Below are 24201 nucleotides of genomic sequence, written 5' to 3'. Positions count from 1 at the left end.
AAGTCAATCATCTGCAGCACAGATCTCCAGTGCCCGGTCGACGCGGTCATCGGCCAACGCCGGGATCCAGGTGATCCGCTCATCACGCCGGTACCAGCCGAGCTGTTTGCGTGCGAATCGCCGCGTCTGGGTGACCGTCGCGTCCCGCGCATCCTTTTCGGTGCATTCACCGGCCAAGAATTCCAGCACCTGGCGGTATCCCAATGCACGCGAGGCAGTACGTCCCTCCCGCAGGCCTTCTGGAATGAGCCGCCGCACCTCGTCGACCAGCCCGTCGGCCCACATCTGGTCGACGCGCATCTCGATGCGCTCATCGAGGACGTCACGCTCCAGATCGAGCCCGATCTGCACCACGCCGCGCAGCGCATACACAAGCCGGGGCAGGTGGGCGACGAAGGAACCGGTCAGATCGATGACTTCGAGTGCACGGACGATACGTCGACCATTGCCCGGCAGAACCTGCTCGGCGGCTGCGGGCTCGCGTCGCGCCAGTTCGGCGTGGAGCGCCTCCGGCCCCACCCGTTCGAGCTCGGCCTCCCACGCTGCACGGATCTTCGGGTCGGTACCGGGGAAGTCGAACTCGTCGGTGACCGCCCGCGAGTAGAGCGCCGACCCACCCACGACGATGGGGATAACGCCACGGGCCCGGCAGTCGGCAATCGTCTCACGGGCCATCCCCTGGAAGGTGGCGACCGAAGCGGTTTCGGTGACGTCCATGATGTCGATCAGGTGATGGCGGACACCGCGTCGTTCATCCACCGTGGGTTTGGCGGTACCGATGTCCATCCCTCGGTAAACGAGCATGGAGTCGGCGTTGACGATCTCTGCGGGTCGGCCGCGCTCGGCGAGTGCCAGCGCGAGGTCCACGGCCAGCCCCGACTTTCCCGAGGCGGTGGGTCCCACCAGGACCGGGACGGGAAGCTCGCTCATGGGCGTCATTCTCCCAAAGGAGCCAAGGTCTCCAGAACAGCCTGGCGTCCCTGTTCCAGGAGACGTTGCTCCCGGCGCTCGGCCGCCCGCTTCACCACCGCGGCCTGATCGTCCTCGAGCTTCCGGTCGAGGCTGCGCAGGAGCACCTCCACCGAGTCGTCGTACTCATCATCGATCCGTTTGAGCCACACGTAACCGGCGCCTCCGGTGACCGCGAGCAGCACACCGATCCACGCCAGAGCGCCCGTCGTGAGGACGATGGCCATGATCAGCGTGAAAAGGCCGACGCCTGCGACAGCGCCGGCCACCCAGGGGCGGATCGGGGCCCGTCGCTCGGAGCGACGGACCTGGGCGATAGCCGCCTCTCGGGCGGCGGGGTCGGGCCCCTCCTCATCGACGCGAATCGTGACCCCGTGGTAGTTCTTGCGCAGCTCGAGGGCATCGGTGGGGATCTCCGCGGGCGCAACGGCTCTGATCGCCTCACGCACACTGATCAGCACCCAGCGGATGAGTCGGGCACGCACCTCTCGGGAGAGCCCCTCATCACCGATCGCCATACCGATGAGGGCGTCGAACTCCACGTGGGCGTCCCGTTCCGCCTCCCCGGCGTCCTCGGCCGCGGCGTCCGGGTTCTCGATGCGGGCCCGGAGCACCTCGGCCCTCGCCCGCAAGTGGCGTTCCTGGCCCGTGACACCACTTGCCATCACCGCAGACTGTTCCCGGATCTGTTCACGGGCACGGGCACCGCGCGCTTCGGCGACAACGGGATCGGGTTCGGTGAGCTCATCGAGGGTCTGGGCGAGATGCAGCGCGTTGTCGTAGAGCCCGGCACCGCGGGTCGACGGGGCCCACCGGTCGAGCCACTCCGCCCAGTCCTGCACCGCCGCCAGATGGGGGCGGACCGCCGTTTCCACCGTCTCGAGCGCGTGAAGGCCGAACTTCCCGGTGATGATCCCTTCCCACAGGGCCTGACGCGAAGGATTCGCCGAACCGTCGGTGATCATGAGCTCGGCGAGGTCGTCCTGGACGGCCTCTCCTTGCCCGAGGCCGCCCAGCACGAGAGCGATGAAGATCGGGGCATCACTGGACTGTTCGCGAGCAACGCGTTCGTCAGCGCTTGGCTCTCCAGCAGTGATGCGATGCACGACCGCGTTGATCGCATGGGTGAGCCACAGGTCGAGTTCACCGGTCGCCTCGATCGGTTCGGCGCGTCCGGTGGCCATGAGCTCCTCCATGACCCGGGCGACCTCGAGACGTGCCTGACGGGTGTTCGGCAACTCATTGAGTTGCTGACGCAGATCCCCCAGCTCGACGTAGGCGTCGAACGCCAGCGTCAACGCCTCCAACCGTTTCTCGACCGACCCCTGGAGATGGTTGAGACGACTCGTCAACGCCGATGTCCTCATCGCACTGTGCGATATCTCGGCGTCCAACGTCTCCCGCAAGAGCCGGTCGCGGCCGTGCTCACCGGCCCAGAACCACTCCCACCCGCTGATGCTCATGGCTGCATCCTTGCACCGAACGGGCTCCTGCGGGGGTCAACGCTTACGAATCGTGGGCATCCCCAAGCCGACTCCGGCGGGTTCGGGCTGTTCCTGACGCGCCTGCCAAGCGTCGCCACCGCGAGTGCGACGCAGCTCGGTGATCCCAGCGTCGGCATGCAGATTGTGCGGTGCCGCATGGGTGATGACGGTACGTGCGATATCTCCGGGGCGAGGACGTCGTTCCGCGTCCTCGGGCACCGTGACATGAACCAGACGATTGTCGCGAGCGCGTCCGCTCATGCGCTGGGTCTGGGCGTCCTTGCGTCCCTCACCCTCGGCGAACATGACCTCGACCTCACGGCCCTCGAGTTTCCGGTTCTCCTGCCAAGCGGTCTCGTTGACCAGATCCAGGAGTCGCCCGTAACGCTCGGAGACCACGGACTGCTCCACTTGGTCCTCCATCTCCGCAGCCGGGGTTCCGGGACGCTTGGAGTACTGGAAGGTGAATGCCGCCGAGAACCGGGCTTCCCGCACCACATCCATGGTCGCCTCGAAGTCGGCCTCGGTCTCCCCGGGGAATCCGACGATGATGTCGGTGGTGATGGCCGCATGCGGCATGGCGTCGCGCACCCGCCCCAGGATCCCGAGGAATTTCTCCGCCCGGTAGGAGCGTCGCATGCGTTTGAGAACGGCGTCCGACCCCGACTGCAGGGGCATGTGCAGCTGCGGCATGACGTTGGGGGTCTCGGCCATCGCCGCGATGACGTCATCGGTGAAGTCCTTGGGGTGCGGTGAGGTGAAGCGCACCCGTTCCAAGCCGTCGATCTCGCCACATGCCCGAAGCAGTTTGCTGAAGGCCTGACGATCCCGCAGCGGCTCGCCATCGGCGTACAGATCACCGAAGCCGGTGCCGTAGGCGTTGACGTTCTGGCCCAGAAGAGTCACCTCTTGGACACCCTGATCGACCAGGGCGCGGATCTCCGCGAGGATGTCCCCCGGTCGGCGGTCCTGTTCCTTTCCACGCAGGGCCGGCACGATGCAGAAGGTGCAGGTGTTGTTGCAGCCCACCGAGATCGACACCCATGCCGAGTAGGCCGAGTCGCGTCTGGTCGGCAGCGTCGAGGGGAACCGTTCGAGGGATTCCAGGATCTCGACCTGCGCCTCCTCCTGGATGCGGGCGCGCTCCAGCAGCACGGGCAGGGAACCCAGGTTGTGGGTGCCGAACACCACATCGACCCACGGGGCACGTTTCACGATCGTGTCGCGATCCTTCTGCGCCATGCACCCGCCGACGGCGATCTGCATACCCGGGTGTGCTTCCTTGACCGGCAGCATGTGCCCCAGGTTCCCGTACAGCTTGTTGTCGGCGTTCTCCCGCACCGCGCAGGTGTTGAACACCACCAGATCGGCGGACTGCCCTTCGCCGGCCGGCACGTAGCCGGCGTCGGTGAGCACCCCGGCGATCCGTTCGGAATCATGGACGTTCATCTGGCATCCGTAGGTGCGGACGTCGAAGGTCCGGGGCGTGTCTGCGGGCTCAACAACTGCGGGATTCGTCATAGCGGGTTCACGATACCCAGAAGTCGTCGTCCCCATCGCCTTCGAGGACCTCTCGCAACACATCGGAGACCACATCGGAGCCGAAACCCCGACGTGCGAGCGCTCCAGCGAGCCGACGTCGCCGCACGTGAGGCTCAAGCCGGGCCATCGTGCGCACCTTCTTGCGTGCCAACGCTTCGGCAGCCTCCCGTTCGTCGGAACGATCCACCTGGTCCAGGGCAGCATCCACCTCGTCACGGTCGACGCCCTTGCGCTGCAGCTCCATGCGCAGCGCCCGTTTGGACAGGTGACGTCGCTGCTGACGGGATTCCACCCAGCTCTCGGCGAAGGCCGCGTCGTCGATCAACCCGACCTCCTCCATGCGTGTGAGCACATGATCGGCCGCATCGGAGGGCACGTTCTTCTTCGCGAGGACCTGGGCAAGCTCCTGCCGGGTGTGCGCCCGCATCGTCAGACGATCCAACACGATCGTGCGCGCGACATCGACCGGATCAGCATCCGGGTCACGACCGGCGTCACGCGGTTCATCCGACGCCGGTTCCTCGCGTGCTCTCATGCCGCCCTTCCTCAGAAGTCGACCTCACCGGTTTCCGGGTCCACCCCGTCCGGAACCTCTTCATCGCCCTCGGTCTTGTCGATCCCGAGTTTCTCGCGGATCTGCTTCTCCAATCTGGCGGCGATGTCGGGATTGTTGCGCAGGAACGACCGGGCGTTCTCCTTGCCCTGGCCGAGCTGATCGGCGTCATAGGTGAACCACGCGCCTGCCTTGCGCACAACCCCGGTCTCCACACCCATGTCGATCAGATTGCCTTCACGAGAAATGCCCTGACCGTAGAGGATGTCGAACTCGGCCTGCTTGAAAGGCGGCGCCACCTTGTTCTTCACCACCTTGACGCGGGTGCGGTTACCGACCATGTCCTGGCCGTCCTTCAACGTCTCGATACGGCGAACATCCAGGCGCACCGAACTGTAGAACTTCAGTGCCCGACCACCGGTCGTGGTCTCGGGCGAGCCGAACATGACACCGATCTTCTCGCGCAGCTGATTGATGAAGATGGCGGTGGTGCCCGCGGCGTGCAGAGCGCCTGTCATCTTTCGCAGCGCCTGGCTCATGAGCCGAGCCTGCAGACCCACATGGCTGTCACCCATCTCACCTTCGATCTCGGCCCGCGGTGTCAACGCAGCCACCGAGTCGACCACCACGAGGTCCAAGGCACCGGAGCGCACCAACATATCGGCGATCTCCAGGGCCTGTTCGCCATTATCGGGCTGGCTCACCAACAACGCATCGGTGTCAACCCCCAGCTTCTTCGCGTACTCGGGATCGAGCGCATGTTCGGCGTCGATGAACGCGCAGATGCCACCGGCCGCCTGAGCATTGGCCACCGCGTGGAGGGCCACCGTGGTCTTGCCGCTTGACTCGGGGCCATAGACCTCCACGACGCGTCCACGCGGAAGCCCGCCAACACCCAAAGCGATGTCAAGCGCGATGGACCCAGTGGGGATCACCGCGACCGGCGGACGGTTGTCATCCCCCAAACGCATCACAGACCCCTTGCCATGGGTCTTCTCGATCTGCTGAAGGGCTGTCTCAAGGGCCTTGTCACGATCCGGTGCAGCTGTTGCCATCGTCTCTCCTGTACCTGTTCCGCACGCCTCCGCGTGACGTGCTCTTCCGCACGCCTCCGCGTGACGTACGGCCTACGTTATGGAAGGGGTCCGACAGAAATCGCCCACTCACCCAGCAGACTGTGGACGAAGATCATGACCGAACCGCACTCGTGAACAACCTACTCGAACGAACGTTCGAACACGGGCGACACGCCGTCACCATTCGTGAGCAGGCAATTCCAACTGTTCGTGCACCGCACGCCAGACCCGCTTGCAGGGAACCCCGGCATGCAGGGCTTCGGTCACGGTGCGATCATCAAGAGCCGCCAAGTGCGTCTGATCGGCCCACACAGCCGCGTAGGCACCACCGAGATGGCGTTCCATGCGTTGCCAGAATTCGGTCTCCCGCACGATCAGGCCGCGGCACTCATCTCAACCGAGCCCATGCCAGCCGAGCCCATGTCAGCCGGGGCGAACCGGCCCTCCGCCACCGCCATCCGGTCACTGACCAGGGCGAGCAACGACGAGAGCGGCAGACCCAGCGCCTGGCAGATCGCCGACAGAAGCTCCGAGGAAGCCTCCTTCTGGCCACGCTCGACCTCCGAGAGATAACCCAGGCTGATCCCAGCCTGCGCCGCGACCTGCCGAAGCGTCTGCTTCTGGCCGACACGTTCGGCACGCAGGATCTCCCCCATGAGCTCCCGCATCAGCACCGGTCTGACCAACGATTCCATACTGAAACCCTACCCGACGGCGCCAATGCTGATCAGCACCTGACACCCAGCAGATCGACCATCTGCTCCAATGCCGCCTCCACGGCCGCTTCACGTACCGCTTCGCGGCCTCCCTCCGAATCGAGATGGAGCAACCGTGCACCGGTGTCGAGACCCGCCTCGGCACGCCGATCCCGCAGCGCCCATCCCAACCAGACGGTGCCGACAGGGTGTCCCTCCTGCTCATCAGGACCAGCCACCCCTGACAGCGCAACCCCGATATCTGCATCGCACGTCATCGCGGCGGTCGACGCCAAGGCGCGCACCGTCGCCTCACTGACCGCACCATGGTCACGCAGCGCCTCCTCAGTGACACCACCGAGCGTCTGCTTCAGTTCGGTGGCATAGGTGATCAGTCCACCGCGATACATCGCCGAGGCCCCGGACACCGAGGTGATCGTGGCACCCAGCAGGCCACCGGTCAGGCTCTCAGCGGTGGCGAGCGTCACCCCGCTCTTGGTGAAACCGGTCACGACGCGGCGCGCCAATGTCTCGGGCATGCGTCACTCCTTGAGGTTGTCCACCACGTACTGGACGCCGGTGATCACCGTCTGCAACGTGGCCAGGATCATGATGATCCACGAGACGAGGTCAGGGATCTCCGCGAGACTCGGAACCGCCCAGCCATAGGGCACCAGGGGCAGCAGGAACAAGATCAGCGCCACCGACTGCAGCACCGTCTTCAACTTGCCGCCACGACTGGCAGCCAGCACCACGCCGCGCCGAAGCAGGATGAACCGGAAAAGCGTGATCCCCCACTCACGCACGAGGATGCAGATCGTGATGAGCCACGGAAGCTCACCGATGATGCTGAGCCCGACGAAGGCCATACCGGTGATGGCCTTGTCGGCGATCGGGTCGGCGATCTTTCCAAAATCGGTCACCAAGTTGTATTTCCGGGCCCACCAACCATCGACGAAGTCGGTGGCGATCGCCACCGAGAACATCAGGGTCGTGAAGATGCGCCACTGCACGTCGTCGGGGTGAGCCAGCAGCATCCAGCCAAACAACGGGACCAGCACGATCCGCAGCGCGGTGAGGATGTTCGGCCCGTTCACCTGAGCACGCAGCCCGCTCATCGGTCGGCCTCCACCACGAGGTCGACGCCCTCGGTGCCGACGACAGTGCCTGAAACCATGTGCCCGATGCCCACGGCGGCTGCATCGAGACCGGCCATCAGGCACTGTCCATCCACCTCGGGGCCCTGATGCGCCGCACGGCCGATGATCTCCCCGGCCTCGACATCGATCTCCTCGATGAGGACCTCGACGCGTTCTCCCACACGCTGGAGTGCCCGATCGTTCATGAGGGTCTCAGCCAGATCGGTCGTGGCGCTCCGCCGTTCCTCGACGACCTCGGGATCGACATGCCCATCCAGATGCTCGGCCTCGGTCCCCTCCTCGTCGGAGTATGCGAAGACGCCGATCGCGTCGAGCCCGGCACGTTCGAGGAAGTCATGGAGCACATCGACATCCTCGTCGGTCTCACCGGGAAACCCGACGATGACGTTGGAGCGTATCCCGGCCTGCGGTGCCTTGTCCCGGATCTGTTCAATGAGCGCGAGGAACTGTTCGGCGTCGCCGAAGCGTCTCATGCGCCGCAGCAGGGGCCCGGACGCGTGCTGGAAGCTGAGATCGAAGTACGGCACCACCTTGGGTGTGTCGAGCATGGCTTCGATGAGCCCGGGGCGCATCTCCGCAGGTTGGAGATAGGAGACACGGATCCAGTCCAGCCCCTCGACCCGGGCCAGCTCCGGCAGGAGCGCCTCCAGCGCGCGCACATCCCCCAGGTCCTTGCCGTAGCTGGAGGAGTTCTCGCTCACCAGGAAGGCTTCCCTGACGCCGTGGTCAGCCAGCCATTCGGCTTCTGCCACCACATCCAGCGGTGGACGCGAGAGATACGCGCCACGGAACTTGGGGATCGCGCAGAACGCGCAGCGTCGATCACAGCCCGAAGCCAGTTTCAGCGGCGCCATCGGACTGTTGTGCAGACGCCGACGCAATACCCGGCCACCATGTCCTTCGCCGCCGAGCGAACCCACCGGGTCCTTCCCCTCGTCAGCGCTCGGCACAACACGGGCATGGCCCGGGGTCTCACCGGCGGCGGCACCGCGTTCTCGCGGGGAGATCGGAAGGAGCGTCCGGCGATCGCGGGGCACGTGCGATTCGGGGCGTTCCCCGGCAAGGATCCGACGCAGACGCTCCCCCATGTCGGTGTAGGCATCGAAGCCCAGCACCGCATCGGTCTCGGGCATGGCCTCGGCCAGCTCGACGCCGTACCGCTCGGCCATGCATCCCACGGCGACAACGGCCTTCGTCCGGCCACCGTCCTTGAGGTCGGCGGCGGCCAGCAATGTGTTCACCGAATCCTGCTTCGCTGACTCGATGAACCCGCAGGTGTTGACCATGACCGCGTCGGCGCTCTCCGGGTCGTCGACGAGTTCGAACCCCTCGGCCGCCAAGCGTCCGGCGAGTTCCTCGGAATCAACGTCATTGCGGGCACATCCCAGAGATTGGATGTGAACGGTGGTCGTGTCAGTCATCGTCGCCCATTATCACGCGGCGTCAGCCGGCCTGAAGATTGGCCAGCACATCGTCGAGGTCATCGGGCTTCACCAGCACCTCACGCGGTTTGGATCCTTCTGACGGCCCGACGACGCCACGCGTCTCCAGGATGTCCATGAGGCGTCCGGCCTTGGCGAAGCCGACGCGCAGCTTGCGCTGCAACATCGAGGTGGAGCCCAACTGCAGGTTGACCACGAGCTGGACCGCCTCGAGCACCAGTTCGAGGTCGTCGCCGATGTCCTCTGCGACCTTCTTGGTCTCCTTGGGCGCGCCGACGTCCTCGCGGTAGTGCGGGTCCAACTGTTCGCGGACGTGGTCGGCCACCTGCCGGATCTCGTTCTCGGTGACCCACGAGCCCTGCACACGGATGGGTTTGCCACCCATCGGCGCGAACAGCCCGTCACCCTGCCCGACGAGTTTCTCGGCGCCGGGCTGATCGAGGATGACTCGCGAGTCAGTCATCGAGGAGGTGGCGAACGCAAGTCGCGAAGGCACGTTGGCCTTGATCAGGCCGGTCACCACATCGGTGGAGGGACGCTGGGTCGCCAACACCAGATGGATGCCTGCGGCGCGGGCGAGCTGGGTGATGCGGACGATGGAGTCCTCCACATCACGCGGCGCCACCATCATGAGGTCGGCAAGCTCATCGACCACGACGAGCAGGTACGGGTAGGGCTCAAGTTTGCGCTCGGAGCCCTCGGGCACCTTCACCTGCCCGGCCAGCACGGCCTTGTTGAAGTCCTTGACGTGGCGGAAACCGAACTCGGCGAGGTCGTCGTACCGCATGTCCATCTCACGGACGACCCATTGCAGGGCCTCGGCCGCCTTCTTCGCGTTGGTGATGATCGGCGTCACCAGGTGTGGGATGCCCTCATACACGTTGAGCTCGACGCGCTTGGGGTCCACCAGCAGCATGCGCACCTCATCTGGGGTCGCACGCATCATGATCGAGGTGATCATCGAGTTGATGAACGACGACTTACCCGAACCGGTGGCGCCGGCGACGAGCAGGTGGGGCATCTTGGCCATGTTGGCCACGACGAAGCCGCCTTCGACGTCCTTGCCCAGTCCGACGGTCATGGGGCTCTGGTCGTTGCGGGCGGCCGGTGAACGCAGCACGTCACCGAGCGAGACCACTTCCTTGTCGGTGTTCGGGATCTCGATACCGATGGCCGACTTTCCGGGGATCGGCGAGAGGATGCGCACATCGGCCGACGCGACAGCGTAGGAGATGGTCTTGCTGAGGGCGGTGACGCGCTCGACCTTGACGCCGGCTCCGAGCTCGATCTCGTAGCGGGTGACGGTCGGTCCTCGCGAGTAGCCGGTGACGTGGGCGTCGATCTTGAACTCCTCGAACACCCCACGGAGGGCCTCCACGACCTTCTCCGAGGCCTCGGACCTGGATTTGGGCGGGGTTCCCGGTTTGAGGGTGTCCGCCTCCGGCAGGGTGTACTGGACATCGCCGGAGAGCTGGAGCTGCTCGACGCGCTGTGGAATGGGCGAATGATCCGGCGCCTCGACCTCGCTGACGCTGGGCTCCGCCCCCGGCGGCAGGCCCGCGGTGGTGCGGCCGGTGGAGTCGGAGTCGGCCCCGGAGGTCGCGGCGATCCCCTGGGTCGTGGCATCGTCGACGCCACCGAAGGCCGGGTCGCCGAGCGCCTCCACATCGAACAGACCCGTGCTGTGCTCCACCGGTTCGGTGACCTCGGCGTCGGCCTTCTTCCGGCGACGCCTGGTCTTGGGTTTGGCCTCCGTCCTCTCATCGTTCTCCGGGTGGGAGACCACGGGGGTGTCGTAGGCGATCTCACCGCTGTACTCGATGTCACTGTCGGGGTGAGCCGCGACGGTCCGCATCATGTCGATGATGCGGTACAGCGGCAGCCCGATGACGGCCAGGAAGCCATAGAGGGTGAGCAGCACCAGAAGCGGAACGGCCACCCAACGGGTCATGAGGTCGGCCAGGAGGCTGGAGACGACGAACCCGATCATCCCTCCGGCATGGCGGATGGCCACGGCATTGTCTGGTCGAGGCAAGCCGTCGGCGATGCTCAACAGGCCGAGGATCCCCACCAGCAGCAGGGTCCAACCAAGAACGCGGCGTCCGGCAGGCCCCTCGGGGATCGGTGCACGCAGAGTCGTCCAGGAAAGCCAGCCCACCATGATCGGCGACGCGAAGCCGAGGCTCCCGATGATCGTGGTGACGCCGAAGACGATCCCCGCCCCCACCGGATCGGGCAGTCCGAACCAGAACGCGGCCGCCAGCACGATGGAGCATCCGAGCAGGAACAGGCCGACGCCATCGCGTCTGACCTCGGGTTCCTCGGTTCCATTACCGATCGATCGCACCAGGCGCCCGGTGACATGGGCCATGGCTCCGTAGACAGCGGCGATCCCTCGCCCCAAGGTGGGTACGGGTGCGTTTGACTGCGGCGTGGCCCGCTTCTGGGGGGCCCGCCGCGTGGACTTCTTCTGATTCCCGCCACTGCGCGCCCCGGAACCAGCACGGCTGGCCGAACGGGTGCGTGCGGGGGAAGACGCACGACTCGCCATGTCTGTGACCTTATGTGCTCACTCGGCAAGACGCACATCGCACACGCCGGGCCGAGGCATCCCTTCGGGGATTCAATCCAAGAGGTGTTCGCGGACCCGCCACAGGTGATCGACCGGGCCGATGCCCGATCCCAACGCGAAGCCGTTCTTGATCGCGCCGTTCACATAGGCGTTGGCACGTTCCACCGCTCGCGGCACGTCGGGGGTTCCCGTCGTGGCATGATCCAGCCCCAGCAGGGACGCGATGGCCGCCGCCAACGTGCATCCGGTGCCGTGCGTGTGACGGTTGTCGTGTCGTTCACCGGTGTAGGAGTGACGCCCGCCCGGACCGATCAGGTGGTCGGTGGGTGGCCCCTCGGCGTGTCCTCCCTTGACCAGCACCCATTCCGCGCCAGCGGCAAGGAGCGGAGCGGCCAGATCGGCCGGGTCGGCGTCCATGTCGAGACCGGAGAGCAGGGCGGCCTCTCCGAGGTTGGGGGTGATCACGGTGGCGCGCTGCGCGAGTTCGGTGACGATGTGCGAACGCGCATCCTCGAGGATCAACGGGTCGCCGTGCTTGCTGGCGCACACCGGGTCGATGACCACGGGCACGTCCACATCGGCGAGGAGGTTCGCCACGAGGTCGATCGTCACCGCATCACCGAGCATCCCGGTCTTGATCGCATCAACGCCGATGTCATCCACCACGGCCCGGAACTGGGCTTCGATGACATCCAACGGGATCTGATGAAAACCCTGCACGCCGAGCGAGTTCTGGACGGTGACCGAGGCGATCACGCTCATACCGTGCACCCCGTACGCGGCCATGGTGCGCAGGTCGGCCTGGATGCCCGCTCCCCCACCGGAGTCGGATCCCGCGATCGTCAGCACCCGAGCGGTCGGAAGCATCCCTGACCGCTCGAGGCCGGAAGGCTGGTCAACGCTGGAAATGGACATAGCCGGTCCCCTCCTCCGGATCCCATTCCTCGTCGTCGACGAGGACGCCGCCACCTTCGGCGACGCGACCGATGATCGCCCAGTCCGAGGGCACATCGACCTGGTCGAAGGTACCCACCAGCGCGTGGTCCTCGCCACCGGTCAGCACGAACCGCAGCGGGCTGGAGCCGGTCGTGGCCGCCACCGCCTGGAGCGGGTCGGGCACGTCGAGCGCCTCGGAGCTGATCCGGATCCCCACACCCGACTGTTCGGCGATATGGCCGAGATCGGCCAGGAGGCCGTCGGAGACATCGATCATGCTCGTGGCTCCGGCCTCGGCGGCCCGTCGGCCCTCGCCGTAGGGCACCTCCGGCACCCGGTAGGCCGACACCACCGCACGCGGGGACTTGAAGCCACGGGTGAGGACGAACAGCCCGGCGGCCGACCAGCCGAGGCGCCCCTTCACCGCCACGACGTCGCCCGGGCGCGCTCCGCCACGACGCACCGGTGCTCGCCCGCGCAGGTCGCCCAGTGCGGTGACGGCGATGCTGATGTGCGGGCTGGACGACAGGTCGCCCCCGAGGAGGGTCGCGCCCGCTCTGGCGCATTCGGTGCGCATACCGGCGGAGAGTGCCCGGACCCACGCGGCGTCGGTGGTGGTGGGGACGCTGACCGCCGCCACCACTCCGAGCACATCAGCACCCATCGCCTCGAGATCGGCGAGATTCTGCGCGACGGCCCGTGCACCGATGTCCTCGGCATCCGACCAGTCGGTCCGGAAGTGGACTCCTTCGTTCAGCACATCGGTGGTGACGACCGTGTCGCCCTCGGTGACGAAGGCCGCGGCGTCATCACCAGGCCTGACCGTCACCCGGCCATCATCGACGAGCCCGTCGAGCATCTGGTCGATCAGGGCGAACTCTCCGACGTCGCCGACGGTCTCACCGGCTTCGTGCCTGCCCGGGATCATGGCCCCTCCTGTCTGCTGCGATGCCGTTCCCGCTGATCGGAGCCCAACGATCTTCATCGGGCCATTCCGTGCGGGCGCTCTGACACGCTAGCGTGGAGCCCGGCAGAGTGGTCGAGCAGGGTGAACGCCTGTGATGGCGGACGCCTGGTGGACCGCTTGGCCGATCCGCACCGCAGCGGATCGGTGAGCCACAACAAGACCCGTCGGCGCTTTCCTGACACCGGCGCGTACCTGAAAGGTGATGTCATGACCGTCCAGTCCTACGTCCTGGTCCAGACCCTCGTCGGCCAAGCCGCCGAGGTGGCCGAGAACCTTCGCCAGATCCCGGGTGTGACCCGTGCTGAAGACGTCATCGGGCCCTACGACATCATCGTCCACGCCGAGGCCGATTCGGTCGACGAGCTGGGCGCCATGATCGTCTCGAAGATCCAGCAGTCCGAGGGCATCACCCGCACCGTGACCTGCTCCGTGGTCAACCTCTGAGTGATGCATCGTGCTCATCTGGCACTGACGGGGGCTCTCCTGATGCTGATCACAGCGTGTGGTTCGAGCGTGCGGCTCGATGAGCCCGAACTCTCCGGGACCGAAGCCGAAACGTGCGCTGCGCTCATGGCCGATCTCCCCGAGACGGTGTTGGATCAGGAACGTCGCCCCACCGAACCGGGGCGTCACTCGGCGGCGTGGGGTCGCCCGCCCATCACGTTGCGCTGTGGCGTCCCCGAACCGCAGCAGATGACTCCGACATCGGAGTGTCTTGAGGTCAACGGCGTCGGCTGGTTCGATCAACCGGGTACCGGTGGCCGGGTGTTCACCACCCTGGGCCGGGACGTGTTCGTGGAGGTCGCCGTACCATCGGATCATGCACCCGAGGCGGGTGCCCTCACGTTCGTCGCCGACGCGATCGACAGGAATGTGCCCCAGCACACACCCTGCGTGTGAGCGCTCCTGTGTGTGAGAACGCTCGCCGGGTCAGCGCAGCCCGAGCGGACGGCGGAGTCCGAGTTCGATGAGTTCGGTGACGAGCTCGCGGTAGGGCATGCCTGCGGCTTGCCACATCTTCGGGTATCCGGAGAATTCGGTCATGCCGGGCATGGTGTTGATCTCGTTGACGAACAGTTCGTTCTCGGCGGTGAGGAAACAGTCGACTCGTGCCAATCCCTCACAACCCATCGCGGTGAATGCCCATACCGCGAGACGGCGCAGGGCCTCGGTGGTCTCCTCCGACAGATGCGCCGGAACCACCAGTTCCATGGCCCCCTCGGCCGGGTTGTACTTCGATTCGAAGTCGTAGAAACCATCATTGGTGTGCATGACGATCTCGGAGATGGCCGACGCCCGCGGCGGCCCCTCGAAGGAGCCCAGTACGGCACATTCGAGCTCGCGGGCTCCCACGAATCCTGCTTCGACGACGATCTTGGGGTCGTGACGCCGGGCCTCGATCAAGGCGTCATCGAGTTCCTCCCGCCGTGTCACGCGGCTGATGCCGACACTCGAACCACCGCGAGCGGGCTTGACGAAGACGGGGAAACCCAGAGCCTCCACCCGTCCACGAGCCTCATCGGGATGGTTCTCCCAGTCGGCTGGAGTGATGACGGTGTACGGCCCGACCGGAAGACCGGCGTCGGCGAAAGCGGTCTTCATCAGGTGCTTGTCCATCCCGTTGGCGCTGGCCGCGACGCCCGACCCCACATAGCGCACCCCGAGCATCTCGAACATCCCCTGGATGGTGCCGTCCTCACCGAATGGTCCGTGCAGGAGCGAGAAGGCGACGTCGATGGGCGTCTCATCGCGTATCGTGCCGGCGTCGACCGTGACCAGACGCGGCCCATCGGCACGGCGCAACAGATGGCATTCGGGGTGATGCGGCGACACCGACGGAAGCTCATCGCCCTCGGCGCCAAGTGCAGTGATCTCGTCGACGGGGACATGTACCCACAGGCCCTCGGTCGTGATGCCGATCCCGACGACCTCATATCGATCGGGGTCGATCGCCGCAGCGATGCTGGCTGCCGTGAGGCACGAGACACCATGTTCGGTCGAGGCCCCGCCGAAGACGAGGGCCACCCGGGCGCGCTCCTGTTCTGAACGCGACTCGTGGTGGGCAGACTGATTCCCTGCTGCGGTCATTCCCACAGGCTACAAGCGGTTTCGGCGATTGGCGGAACCGCCACGGCGTGGCCCCTCACCGACTCGCCTCCATTCGCTTGTAATGCCGGTTGCGCAGTGCCAGCACCACGGTGGCGCACAGGGCCGAGAGAAGCGTGCCGGTGAGCACACCAATCTTGGCGTTGTCGAGATGATCCGTCCCGGCGAAGCTGAGTTCACTCACCAACAGCGACACGGTGAAACCGATGCCGCCGAGCATGCCGATCCCGACGAGATCGAGCCAGTACATGGAGTCATCCGACTCGTCGGGGGTGAGCCTGGAGACGATGACGGTGGTCAGCATGATCCCGACCGGCTTTCCGAGCAGGAGACCCAAGGCGATGCCGAGAACGACCGGGCTCGACAGTGAGCCGAGGAACTCCGACCCCTCCACCGTGACACCGGCAGCACCCAAAGCGAACAGGGGCACGACCAGTCCGGCGGAAACGGGCCGCAGGGTGTGTTCAAGAGCATGCTCGAGGGACGTCTCGTGCTCCTCATCGCCAGCGGTGTTCGCCGAGTGTGCGATCACCGGAATGCACATGCCAAGAGCCACGCCGGCGAGCGTCGCATGGACCCCGGAGGCATGGACAAGTGCCCAGGTGACGATGCCGATCGGCAGCAGGATGAGCCACAGGCTCCACGTGCGGGCCGCGAACCATTTCGAGCAGCGGTGAACCAGAACCCAGTAGAGGCCGATGGGGATCAGAGCCAGCAGGAGCGGCAGGATACGGATCTCGCTGGTGTAGACCACGGCGATGATGAGGATCGCCATGAGGTCATCGACCACGGCCAACGTCAGGAGGAAGACGCGCAGGGCAGACGGGAGATGCGATGAGATGATCGCGAGCACCGCCAATGCGAAGGCGATGTCGGTGGCGGCAGGAATGGCCCACCCACCCACGGTGTCCTTGCCCGCATTGAACGCCAGATAGACCAGGGCGGGAACGATGACCCCGCCGGCCGCCGCAGCAACCGGGACAAGCGCCTTCTTGGGGCTGCGGAGGTCACCGGCCACGAACTCGTGTTTGAGCTCCATGCCGACGAGGAAGAAGAAGATCGCCAACAACCCGTCGGCCGTCCAGTGGGCGACACTCAGATCCAGATGCAGCGCGGCGGGGCCGAAACTGGTCTCGCGGATCTGGTGATAAGTGTCTTGCCACGGCGAGTTGGCCCAGACCAACGCCAGGATCGCGGCTCCGACGAGCAGCAACCCGCCGACTGTCTCGGTTCGCAGTGACTCAGTGATTCGCCCGGCCATGTGGCGCATGGGCATTCTCCTCGGGGTAGGCAAAATTCGTCGCCGACCAGACTTCCCGGCTCACCCAGTGCGGGGAGCCTAGCAGGAACCATTGCCCCTCCTGCAGCCTTGACACAGGCGGGTCTGCAACAATCGCTTGGTCAGATCACGCCTGTCACCGATCGCGCCCACCTGGCCCGTTCTCCCCACACAGCGCGGTGAGAGTCGCGGCCCGAGGCACCTCCGCTCCGGTCAGCGCTCGGGTTTCAGCTCTCGCGCCATGGCACGGTCGAGCGCCTCTGCGGGAGTGAGCAGCCCCGCCAGAACATCACAGACGGTCGAGACCACCGGCATGTCGACACCGATACCACCTGCCACTTGGGCCACCACAGGAGTGGACCGGGCCCCCTCCACGACGCCCCGCCCGTGTGCGAGCGCGGCCTCCACCGCCACTCCACGCCCCAGCTCCACGCCGAAGCTTCGGTTCCGCGAAAGCGGCGAGAAACAGGTTGCCACCAGGTCACCCATACCTGCCATTCCCTGGAACGTGAGCGGGTCAGCGCCCATCGCCTCCCCGAGCCGTGTGCTCTCGGCGAGCCCGCGCGTGGTGAGAGCTGCGACCGCATTGGCACCCAGCCCCAGCCCGATGGCCATGCCGACAGCGATGGCGATGGAATTCTTCGTGACGCCGCCCACCTCGACCCCGGTGACATCGGTACTGGTGTAGGCGCGGAAATTCGGACCATGGCACGCGCGCTGGATGTCCACCGCCAGATCATGCTCGGCGGCCGCGACCACTGCCGACGCCGGCTCACGGCGGCCGATCTCATCTGCCAGGTTCGGCCCGCTCAGCACCGCGATCTGATCTGGCGCGACACCGCACTCGGCCAGAACCCGGCTCATCCGCAGGCCGGTGCCCTCCTCGAGGCCTTTGGCCAAGCTCACCACGGGGACGCCCCTCGGCAGCGCCCAGCCCGTCATGTTGGCCCGGACGGTCTGCGACGGCAACGCGATCACCACGGCGTCGGCGTCAGCCACGGCCGCCGAACGGTCCGATGTCGCCCGCACCTGCACCGGGAGTTCGATTCCGGGAAGGCGCCGCTCATTGCGGCGCTCGGTGTTGATCGCGTCGGCCACCCGGGGGTCTCGTGCCCACAGGGTCACGTTGCGCCCGGCGTCGGCGAGGAGAAGCGCGAACGCCGTGCCCCAGCCTCCAGCGCCGAGAACGGCCACGTGATCGATCACGGGAACCATGGCTCAGACCCGGGCGCCGTGGCGCATGTCCCAGCGACCCTCCGGCGCGGTCTCGTCACGGATTTCGGCGACGATGTCGGTGATGGCCATGATGATGCGGCGGCTGGCCTCACGAAGGGCTTCCTTGTCGTCGCGCCCGTACAGGTCGGACAGGTCCACCGGGTCGCCCGCCTTCACATACATGGTCTTGCGGGGGAACAGCCGCGGATAGGTGAGTTTCTTTCCGGGCATCACGTGGTTGGCCCCCCACTGCCCCACAGGGATCACCGGGGCTCGTGTCGCCAGGGCGATGCGAGCGGCCCCGGTCCGCGGCTGCATGGGCCAGCCATCGGGGTCGGCCGTGATCGTCCCCTCCGGATACACCGACACCGTCTTGCCTTCCGACAGGGCGGCATTGGCGGCGTGGACCGCCTCGATCGCACGGTCGGTCCCACGGTCGACGCGAATCTGACCACATGCGCGGGCGACCCAGCCGAGCACCGGGGTCTCGAAGATCTCGTCCTTGGCGAGGAAGCGCGGGTAGCGCCCCGACCAGATGAGGAAATGACCGTACGCCAGAGGGTCGAAATTGGAGATGTGGTTCACCGCGAAGATCGCGGGGCCGCTTTTCGGCACCTTCTCCGATCCGGCCCAACGTTGATGTGTCAACACCCGCACAAGACGTCCAAGAGTGCCGGCGACGTGACGCAGCACCGGTTCGATGTCCTCGGTATTGACTTCCTTCAACGGCCGCGAGGCCAATGTGCTGGACATGGGGGCACGGGGCATGGGGAACCTCCATCGGTCGCGACCATCTGAGACCTTCACTCTAATGCGTGCCAGAATGACCCATATGCCCACGCTGGACCAGCAGCGCAGCACACTGCCCGCCACCGGAGTCGTTCTTGCGATCAAGGAGATCGAGCGCGCCAAGAGCCGGATGACCGAACTGGCCCCGGCACTTCGTCGGCGGCTGGTGACACTCATGCTCCTCGACACCGTCGCGGCGTGGGAGCCGGTGGTCGACCATGTCGTGGTGGTCAGTGGGTCCCCCCTTCTGGGGGCTGCACTGCGCAGGGCGGGGCTGAACGTCACGCTCCTACCCGACCCCGGCACCGACATCAACGCGGCCCTCACCGTCGGCGTCGAATGGCTGATGACCGATGAGCCGCACATCCAGCGCATGGCCGCCTGCGTCGCCGACCTACCAGCAATGACGCCAGCGGCCGCCATCGATGTTCTGTCCGCCGGAACACCCGGATCCCGGTGGATGGCATCGGATCAGTCCGGCGAAGGCACCACGATCCTGGTGGCCGACGACTGTCTGTTGGATCCACTGTTCGAGCACGGCTCGGCTGCACGCCACCTGGAGAACGGCGTTCAGCAGATCGACGCCCCCGACCCCGCCCGCTGCGATGTCGACGATCTCACCGACCTGGCCGAAGCGCACCGCCTCGGGCTCGGCCAGCACACACGATCGCTGTTCAACGGCACCGACCTCGTGATCGACGCCCGCCCCATCACCGTGGCCGAGGCGACCGACGAAGGGTGGTCGGTCATCGACGACGCGGGCCGACGCCTGATGTTGCCCGCCGACGTCGCGCCCGCCCCACGTCTGGCCGCCGGGCAACGCCTGCATGCCACGGTCACCGGGGCCCGTGTGCACTCCGCATGGTGGTGACCGGCGCGAAGACTGGACGCTCGGCTTCGAAAGCCGTGATGTCGTTCTCGTGACGCAGCGTGAGGCTGATGTCATCCAGCCCTTCCAGGAGACGCCAACGGGTGTAGTCGTCGATCTCGAAAGTCGCCTCGAAGCCCGGCGCCGTGATGGTGCGGGTGCGCAGGTCGACCGAGACCTCGGTGCCCGGCTGTTCGGTCAGAAGGCCCCACAGAGCGTCCACCTCGGTCGGTGTGATGACAGCAACGAGAAGCCCGGCCTTCGCCGAATTGTTGCGGAAGATGTCCCCGAACGTGGAGCCGATGACGACGCGGAAGCCCGCATCCATCAGCGCCCAGACGGCGTGCTCACGTGAGGATCCGGTGCCGAAGTCGGGACCGGGGACGAGGATGGTGGCCTCACGCCAGGCGGGTTGGTTGAGCTCGAAGTCGCTCTCGGCGCGGAGACGCGAGAACAGTCCGTCAGCGAACCCGGCTCGAGTGACCCGTTTGAGGTACTCGGCGGGAATGATCTGGTCGGTGTCGACGTTGCTGCGCTTCAATGGCGCGGCGACTCCGACGTGGGTGGTGAATGCCTGCATGATGTGCTCCTGTGACTCGCGGCGCTCGGGCCGAGGAATGACTGGCTGGGTGCGCTGGAGGCGAACGGGGTCAGCCGAGATCCGCAGGTGACGCGAACCGTCCGGCGACGGCCGTGGCCGCTGCCGTGGCCGGCGACACCAGGTGCGTCCGGCCACCGGTGCCCTGACGCCCTTCGAAGTTTCGGTTGGAGGTCGATGCGCAGCGTTCCCCCGGACTCAGCCTGTCGGGGTTCATACCCAGACACATCGAACAGCCCGCTGCCCGCCACTCGGCTCCAGCGTCGAGAAAGATCTTGTCGAGCCCCTCGGATTCGGCCTCCAGACGGACACGTGCCGAACCGGGGACGACCATCATGCGCACCCCATCGGCGATCCTCCGCCCACGGAGCACGTCCGCGGCGGCTCGGAGATCCTCCATACGCCCATTGGTGCAGGACCCCAGGAAAACCGTGTCCACGGAAACCTCCCGCATGAAAGTTCCGGGCTCCAGACCCATGTACTGCAGCGCGCGCTCGGCGGCGCGACGCTCATTGGGGTCATCGAACGAAGCCGGTTCGGGAACCGTCGAACCGAGCGGAACCCCCTGCCCGGGGTTGGTGCCCCACGTGACGAACGGAGTGATCTCACCGGCGTCCAATGTGATCTCGGTGTCGAAGGTGGCTCCCTCGTCGGTGCGCAGGTCGCGCCAGGCCTCGACGGCGGCGTCCCATTGTTCGCCGGTGGGCGCATGATCACGGCCCCGCAGGTAGGTGAAGGTCGTCTCGTCAGGAGCCACCAGACCAGCGCGGGCACCCCATTCGATGGACATATTGCACAGCGTCATGCGCCCCTCCATCGACATCGCCTCGACCGCCGCACCGCGATACTCCACCAGATGCCCCTGGCCACCCCCGGTGCCGACCTTGGCGATGAGCGCGAGAATCACATCCTTCGGAGTCGTCCCTTCGGGAAGTTCTCCCTCGATGTTCACCGCCATCGTCCGTGGACGCGTCTGCGGAAGCGTCTGGGTGGCCAAGACATGCTCGACCTCCGAGGTACCGATGCCGAACGCCAATGCCCCGAAAGCTCCATGGGTCGCGGTGTGGGAATCTCCACACACGATCGTCATGCCGGGCTGGGTGAGCCCCAGCTGGGGCCCGATGATGTGCACGATGCCCTGTTCCCGGTCGCCAAGACTGTGCAGCCGGATGCCGAATTCCGCCGCATTGCTGCGCAGTGCGTCCACCTGCGCCTTCGAGACCGGGTCGGCGATCGGCTGATCGATGGCGATGGTGGGCGTGTTGTGATCCTCGGTGGCGATGGTCAGGTCCGGACGCCGCACCGGGCGTCCCGCCAGCCGCAATCCGTCGAACGCCTGAGGGCTGGTCACCTCATGGACGAGGTGGAGGTCGATGTAGAGGAGGTCGGGCTCCCCCTCCGCCCTGCGCACGACGTGCGCATCCCAGACCTTGTCGAGCAGTGTCCTCGGTGTGCTCATATTCTCCTCCCGTACGCGTATTCACGCTGCCGACCCCGCAACAGTCCCGGCGATACCCCATGCCCATCCGGCCTGACGCTGGGCCCATCCGGCCTGACGCTGGCAATATCTTTCCCATGCGTGACACTTGCCCGCGTGAGAACATCTCAATGACCACAGGCCCTTGCGGCCCTCCGAACGGCACTGCTCCTATGATCGTGCCCAATTCCCAAAATGCAAGATGAGGTACCAGAATATGGACACACCCAGTGGAGTCGGCGTTCTCGACAAGGCCGCACTGGTCCTGTCTGCACTCGAGACCGGGCCGACAACTCTGGCGGGTTTGGTCAACAGCACCGGCTTGGCGCGCCCCACCGCCCATCGCCTGGCCGTGGCGCTCGAGCATCACCGTCTCGTGGCACGTGACCTCCAAGGCCGTTTCGTCCTGGGACCCCGCCTGGGCGAGCTGGCTGCCGCAGCCGGTGAGGACCGCCTGCTGGCGACCGCCGGGCCGATCTTGGCCCGACTCCGCGACATCACTGGCGAATCGGCACAGCTGTTCCGCCGTCAAGGTGACCTGCGCGTGTGCGTCGCCGCAGCCGAGCTCACCGCAGGACTTCGTGACACCGTGCCCATCGGGGCCCAACTGACCATGAGCGCCGGCTCGGCCGCTCAGATCCTGCTTGCCTGGGAGGAACCCGAGAGGATGCAGCGAGGCCTCCAGGGAGCCAGCTTCAACGCCGTCGACCTCGCCACCGTGCGCCGTCGCGGCTGGGCACAGTCGGTCGGTGAACGCGAGCCCGGCGTGGCCTCGGTCTCCTCGCCGGTGCAAGCACCCTCCGGCAAAGTCATCGCGGCGTTGAGCTGCTCGGGCCCCATTGAACGCATGACGCAACAGCCCGGCCGCATGCATGCCCGCGCCGTCGTCGCAGCAGCCGATCGACTCTCGGAGGTCCTGCGTCAGACCGGATCCTCGGAGTGACGCAGGTCAACAGATGCGCAGCATGACCGGCTAGGATGTCGCGCATGTTTCGGCCCGCCTCTCGCACAGCAGCTGGCCGACTCATCACGATCGCCGCCATCGGACTGCTCGGGACGACATTGATGTCGCTCCTCCCGTTCGCGGTCGGCTTCCTCCCCGGGATCGTCGAGAACCCTCTTTCGGAGACCTTCCCCCACCTTCGCAGCCCATCGGGTCGTCATATTGCCCGCGCCCTCGGCGTCGCGGGCGCGATCATGCTGTTCTGGGCCTGGACCGCTGTCCACCCATCACGCGTGGGCCGCGGACGCCCGCGTCTGCAGTGGGGCCTGCTGTGCCTTTGGGGAGCCCCCACCCTTCTGGCACCACCTCTGCAGACTGCCGACCCCTGGGCCTACGCAGCCCAGGGTTGGATCCTGAATCAGGGTCGGAACCCCTACGACGTTCCCATGGGCATACCGAGCCCGTTCAGCTCGGGCATCTTCGACTCATGGCTGAGCACGACGACGGTCTACCCTCCGATCTCCCTCTATATTCAGGGCATCCTCGTGGCCATCACGCAGGAACATCCATACTGGTCGGTCGTCGCCATGCGGGCCATCCCGGTGCTGGCATTCATCATCATCGCGTGCGTCGCACGTCCACTCGCCCGAGACATGGGCATCGATCCGGACGTGGCGGTGTGGATCGCCCTGCTCAACCCATTGGTCATCTCGCAGTATCTCGGCGGCGCCCACAACGACTCACTGATGAGCGCCCTGATCGTTCTGGCGATCTGGCTGGCCCGTCGCCCCGGCGGCCTGTGGTGGTCGGCCCTGGCCATCGGGCTCGCCGCCGGCGTCAAGCAACCCGCTGTGCTCGCCGGCCTCGGCGTCGCTCTGCACGCGGCATGGCCCCGCGTCCAGCATCTGCAGCGACGCTGGCTCGGCCTGACGCTGCGGGTCGCAGCAGCAGGAGCTGTCGGTGGCGGCCTGTTCCTGGCCATCTCCTATGCATCAGACCTGGGCATGGGGTGGGCCAACGACACGGGAGGCTCCCCCACCCTCGTGATAAGCCACACCCCCGTGAGCTGGGTCAGCCAGCTACTGATCCGCGGCTTCGGGGTCCCCGCCGAACCGGTGGGGGCCGTCGGCTCGGTCCTCACCACGATCACCACCATCGCCGCCATCGTCTGGGTGGGCAAGCGCCACCTGCCCGAGCGCACAGTGGCCTTCACCGCCGGAACCCTGCTCGCCTTCGGCCTGCTCGGAGCAGCACTCCAACCCTGGTATCCCCTCTGGGGCGGAATCCTGCTGGCTTGGGTGCACGTGCGCCGCGAATGGGGCCTCATCATCATCGCAGCCACCGGCGGACTCTCGGTTTCTGCGATCCTCCAGGAGTTCTGGTCCCCGGCAGTCACCGTTCCGCTGTGCGCCCTGGCGGCAGCCGCATGGTGGTGGAAGTCGCGCGGAACCTTCTTCGGAGCCCCAGCGCCGACATCCCACCCCGCTGATGTTGCACAGGCGGCCCGCGTCGAGTAACATTATTCCTCGT

24 protein-coding genes are annotated in these 24201 nt (G+C 66.3%); 5 read left to right on the top strand and 19 right to left on the bottom strand.

Translation table 11 applies throughout. The features are described from left to right. Positions 1-3: 3 nt before the first annotated feature. The 13 genes from miaA to FB460_RS12800 all read right to left on the bottom strand — a co-directional run bounded on the left by miaA (position 4) and on the right by FB460_RS12800 (position 13357). Positions 4-939, bottom strand: coding sequence for a tRNA (adenosine(37)-N6)-dimethylallyltransferase MiaA (miaA, locus tag FB460_RS12860; RefSeq protein WP_211346005.1), 936 nt, complete (start codon positions 937-939; stop codon positions 4-6). Beyond that, entirely contained in the window at positions 936-2432 is a 1497-nt protein-coding gene (locus FB460_RS12855; RefSeq protein ID WP_142094602.1) for a hypothetical protein, read from the bottom strand. Before FB460_RS12855 ends, miaA begins: the two co-directional genes overlap by 4 nt. A 36-nt stretch (positions 2433-2468) precedes the next feature. Next, complete coding sequence (gene miaB, locus FB460_RS12850; protein WP_142094601.1) at positions 2469-3974, bottom strand: tRNA (N6-isopentenyl adenosine(37)-C2)-methylthiotransferase MiaB; 1506 nt, start codon at positions 3972-3974, stop codon at positions 2469-2471. A 7-nt stretch (positions 3975-3981) separates the two neighbouring features. Further along, a complete protein-coding gene (locus tag FB460_RS12845) occupies positions 3982-4530 on the bottom strand; it encodes a regulatory protein RecX (protein ID WP_142094600.1) in 549 nt (182 codons plus the stop codon). 11 nt (positions 4531-4541) lie between these two features. After that, entirely contained in the window at positions 4542-5603 is a 1062-nt protein-coding gene (recA, locus tag FB460_RS12840; RefSeq protein ID WP_142094599.1) for a recombinase RecA, read from the bottom strand. A 198-nt stretch (positions 5604-5801) separates the two neighbouring features. Next, entirely contained in the window at positions 5802-5996 is a 195-nt protein-coding gene (locus tag FB460_RS12835; RefSeq protein ID WP_142094598.1) for a DUF3046 domain-containing protein, read from the bottom strand. Positions 5997-5998: 2 nt separating this feature from the next. Continuing rightward, on the bottom strand, positions 5999-6319 hold the full coding sequence (locus FB460_RS12830; RefSeq protein WP_142094597.1) for a helix-turn-helix domain-containing protein: 321 nt from the start codon (positions 6317-6319) through the stop codon (positions 5999-6001). 32 nt (positions 6320-6351) lie between these two features. Further along, the gene (locus tag FB460_RS12825) at positions 6352-6858 is read right to left on the bottom strand and encodes a CinA family protein (RefSeq protein ID WP_142094596.1); all 507 of its coding nucleotides are present in this window, start codon (positions 6856-6858) and stop codon (positions 6352-6354) included. 3 nt (positions 6859-6861) lie between these two features. Next, positions 6862-7437, bottom strand: a complete 576-nt coding sequence (gene pgsA / locus FB460_RS12820; protein ID WP_142094595.1) for a CDP-diacylglycerol--glycerol-3-phosphate 3-phosphatidyltransferase — start codon at positions 7435-7437, stop codon at positions 6862-6864. Continuing rightward, on the bottom strand, positions 7434-8900 hold the full coding sequence (gene rimO, locus FB460_RS12815) for a 30S ribosomal protein S12 methylthiotransferase RimO (protein ID WP_142094594.1): 1467 nt from the start codon (positions 8898-8900) through the stop codon (positions 7434-7436). Before rimO ends, pgsA begins: the two co-directional genes overlap by 4 nt. 22 nt (positions 8901-8922) lie before the next feature. After that, positions 8923-11271 (bottom strand): FtsK/SpoIIIE family DNA translocase, encoded by a 2349-nt coding sequence (locus FB460_RS12810; protein WP_142094621.1) that lies wholly within the window; start codon positions 11269-11271, stop codon positions 8923-8925. A 273-nt stretch (positions 11272-11544) separates the two neighbouring features. Beyond that, the gene (gene thiD / locus FB460_RS12805; RefSeq protein ID WP_246044421.1) at positions 11545-12408 is read right to left on the bottom strand and encodes a bifunctional hydroxymethylpyrimidine kinase/phosphomethylpyrimidine kinase; all 864 of its coding nucleotides are present in this window, start codon (positions 12406-12408) and stop codon (positions 11545-11547) included. After that, a complete protein-coding gene (locus tag FB460_RS12800; RefSeq protein ID WP_142094593.1) occupies positions 12389-13357 on the bottom strand; it encodes a thiamine-phosphate kinase in 969 nt (322 codons plus the stop codon). The genes thiD and FB460_RS12800 overlap by 20 nt, the downstream gene beginning before the upstream one ends. 120 nt (positions 13358-13477) lie before the next feature. Between FB460_RS12800 and FB460_RS12795 the strand changes: the two genes are divergently transcribed. Beyond that, on the top strand, positions 13478-13840 hold the full coding sequence (locus FB460_RS12795) for an Lrp/AsnC ligand binding domain-containing protein (RefSeq protein WP_246044420.1): 363 nt from the start codon (positions 13478-13480) through the stop codon (positions 13838-13840). 42 nt (positions 13841-13882) lie between these two features. Continuing rightward, complete coding sequence (locus FB460_RS12790; protein WP_211346004.1) at positions 13883-14296, top strand: DUF3515 domain-containing protein; 414 nt, start codon at positions 13883-13885, stop codon at positions 14294-14296. Between the two features lie 30 nt (positions 14297-14326). Here the strand turns inward: FB460_RS12790 and FB460_RS12785 are convergent, their stop codons facing one another. The 4 genes from FB460_RS12785 to FB460_RS12770 all read right to left on the bottom strand — a co-directional run bounded on the left by FB460_RS12785 (position 14327) and on the right by FB460_RS12770 (position 18749). Beyond that, positions 14327-15484, bottom strand: a complete 1158-nt coding sequence (locus FB460_RS12785) for a D-alanine--D-alanine ligase family protein (RefSeq protein ID WP_142094591.1) — start codon at positions 15482-15484, stop codon at positions 14327-14329. Positions 15485-15539: 55 nt separating this feature from the next. Beyond that, positions 15540-16772, bottom strand: coding sequence for a Na+/H+ antiporter NhaA (nhaA, locus tag FB460_RS12780; RefSeq protein ID WP_246044419.1), 1233 nt, complete (start codon positions 16770-16772; stop codon positions 15540-15542). Between the two features lie 222 nt (positions 16773-16994). Then, the gene (locus FB460_RS12775) at positions 16995-17996 is read right to left on the bottom strand and encodes an NAD(P)H-dependent glycerol-3-phosphate dehydrogenase (RefSeq protein WP_246044418.1); all 1002 of its coding nucleotides are present in this window, start codon (positions 17994-17996) and stop codon (positions 16995-16997) included. A 3-nt stretch (positions 17997-17999) separates the two neighbouring features. Further along, positions 18000-18749 carry a lysophospholipid acyltransferase family protein gene (locus tag FB460_RS12770; RefSeq protein WP_142094589.1) on the bottom strand — a complete coding sequence of 250 codons (750 nt, stop codon included), beginning with the start codon at positions 18747-18749 and terminating at the stop codon, positions 18000-18002. Between the two features lie 79 nt (positions 18750-18828). Between FB460_RS12770 and cofC the strand changes: the two genes are divergently transcribed. Beyond that, on the top strand, positions 18829-19656 hold the full coding sequence (cofC, locus tag FB460_RS12765) for a 2-phospho-L-lactate guanylyltransferase (RefSeq protein WP_170210105.1): 828 nt from the start codon (positions 18829-18831) through the stop codon (positions 19654-19656). Here the strand turns inward: cofC and leuD are convergent. Together leuD and leuC are read right to left on the bottom strand one after the other, a co-directional pair. Continuing rightward, complete coding sequence (leuD, locus tag FB460_RS12760) at positions 19622-20233, bottom strand: 3-isopropylmalate dehydratase small subunit (RefSeq protein WP_142094587.1); 612 nt, start codon at positions 20231-20233, stop codon at positions 19622-19624. The two genes, cofC and leuD, sit on opposite strands and share 35 nt — an antisense overlap. Positions 20234-20303: 70 nt before the next feature. Beyond that, entirely contained in the window at positions 20304-21710 is a 1407-nt protein-coding gene (gene leuC, locus FB460_RS12755; protein ID WP_142094586.1) for a 3-isopropylmalate dehydratase large subunit, read from the bottom strand. A 235-nt stretch (positions 21711-21945) separates the two neighbouring features. On the opposite strand from leuC, the gene FB460_RS12750 reads away from it, so the two are divergent. Both FB460_RS12750 and mptB read left to right on the top strand, forming a co-directional pair. Continuing rightward, positions 21946-22671, top strand: a complete 726-nt coding sequence (locus FB460_RS12750) for an IclR family transcriptional regulator (RefSeq protein WP_142094585.1) — start codon at positions 21946-21948, stop codon at positions 22669-22671. A gap of 44 nt (positions 22672-22715) precedes the next feature. After that, positions 22716-24188 (top strand): polyprenol phosphomannose-dependent alpha 1,6 mannosyltransferase MptB, encoded by a 1473-nt coding sequence (mptB, locus tag FB460_RS12745; protein ID WP_170210104.1) that lies wholly within the window; start codon positions 22716-22718, stop codon positions 24186-24188. Positions 24189-24201: the final 13 nt, after the last annotated feature.

It is taken from the genome of Propioniferax innocua, from assembly GCF_006716235.1.
In the GTDB taxonomy this organism is placed as follows: domain Bacteria; phylum Actinomycetota; class Actinomycetes; order Propionibacteriales; family Propionibacteriaceae; genus Propioniferax; species Propioniferax innocua.
The sequence above is the reverse complement of the archived record's forward strand: the minus strand, read 5'-3'. Positions and strand labels throughout refer to the sequence as shown.

What these genes read in the sequence shown, in the direction of transcription:
- FB460_RS12790 (WP_211346004.1), top strand. Translation starts at nt 13,883, where the DNA reads ATGCTGATCACAGCGTGTGGTTCGAGCGTGCGGCTCGATGAGCCCGAA.
- FB460_RS12750 (WP_142094585.1), top strand. Translation starts at nt 21,946, where the DNA reads ATGGACACACCCAGTGGAGTCGGCGTTCTCGACAAGGCCGCACTGGTC.
- pgsA (WP_142094595.1), bottom strand. Translation starts at nt 7,437, where the DNA reads ATGAGCGGGCTGCGTGCTCAGGTGAACGGGCCGAACATCCTCACCGCG.
- FB460_RS12845 (WP_142094600.1), bottom strand. Translation starts at nt 4,530, where the DNA reads ATGAGAGCACGCGAGGAACCGGCGTCGGATGAACCGCGTGACGCCGGT.
- FB460_RS12825 (WP_142094596.1), bottom strand. Translation starts at nt 6,858, where the DNA reads ATGCCCGAGACATTGGCGCGCCGCGTCGTGACCGGTTTCACCAAGAGC.
- miaA (WP_211346005.1), bottom strand. Translation starts at nt 939, where the DNA reads ATGACGCCCATGAGCGAGCTTCCCGTCCCGGTCCTGGTGGGACCCACC.
- leuD (WP_142094587.1), bottom strand. Translation starts at nt 20,233, where the DNA reads ATGCAGGCATTCACCACCCACGTCGGAGTCGCCGCGCCATTGAAGCGC.
- cofC (WP_170210105.1), top strand. Translation starts at nt 18,829, where the DNA reads ATGCCCACGCTGGACCAGCAGCGCAGCACACTGCCCGCCACCGGAGTC.
- recA (WP_142094599.1), bottom strand. Translation starts at nt 5,603, where the DNA reads ATGGCAACAGCTGCACCGGATCGTGACAAGGCCCTTGAGACAGCCCTT.
- leuC (WP_142094586.1), bottom strand. Translation starts at nt 21,710, where the DNA reads ATGAGCACACCGAGGACACTGCTCGACAAGGTCTGGGATGCGCACGTC.
- FB460_RS12775 (WP_246044418.1), bottom strand. Translation starts at nt 17,996, where the DNA reads ATGGTTCCCGTGATCGATCACGTGGCCGTTCTCGGCGCTGGAGGCTGG.
- nhaA (WP_246044419.1), bottom strand. Translation starts at nt 16,772, where the DNA reads ATGCGCCACATGGCCGGGCGAATCACTGAGTCACTGCGAACCGAGACA.
- FB460_RS12785 (WP_142094591.1), bottom strand. Translation starts at nt 15,484, where the DNA reads ATGACCGCAGCAGGGAATCAGTCTGCCCACCACGAGTCGCGTTCAGAA.
- FB460_RS12855 (WP_142094602.1), bottom strand. Translation starts at nt 2,432, where the DNA reads ATGAGCATCAGCGGGTGGGAGTGGTTCTGGGCCGGTGAGCACGGCCGC.
- FB460_RS12770 (WP_142094589.1), bottom strand. Translation starts at nt 18,749, where the DNA reads ATGTCCAGCACATTGGCCTCGCGGCCGTTGAAGGAAGTCAATACCGAG.
- rimO (WP_142094594.1), bottom strand. Translation starts at nt 8,900, where the DNA reads ATGACTGACACGACCACCGTTCACATCCAATCTCTGGGATGTGCCCGC.
- thiD (WP_246044421.1), bottom strand. Translation starts at nt 12,408, where the DNA reads ATGTCCATTTCCAGCGTTGACCAGCCTTCCGGCCTCGAGCGGTCAGGG.
- FB460_RS12830 (WP_142094597.1), bottom strand. Translation starts at nt 6,319, where the DNA reads ATGGAATCGTTGGTCAGACCGGTGCTGATGCGGGAGCTCATGGGGGAG.
- FB460_RS12800 (WP_142094593.1), bottom strand. Translation starts at nt 13,357, where the DNA reads ATGATCCCGGGCAGGCACGAAGCCGGTGAGACCGTCGGCGACGTCGGA.
- miaB (WP_142094601.1), bottom strand. Translation starts at nt 3,974, where the DNA reads ATGACGAATCCCGCAGTTGTTGAGCCCGCAGACACGCCCCGGACCTTC.
- mptB (WP_170210104.1), top strand. Translation starts at nt 22,716, where the DNA reads ATGTTTCGGCCCGCCTCTCGCACAGCAGCTGGCCGACTCATCACGATC.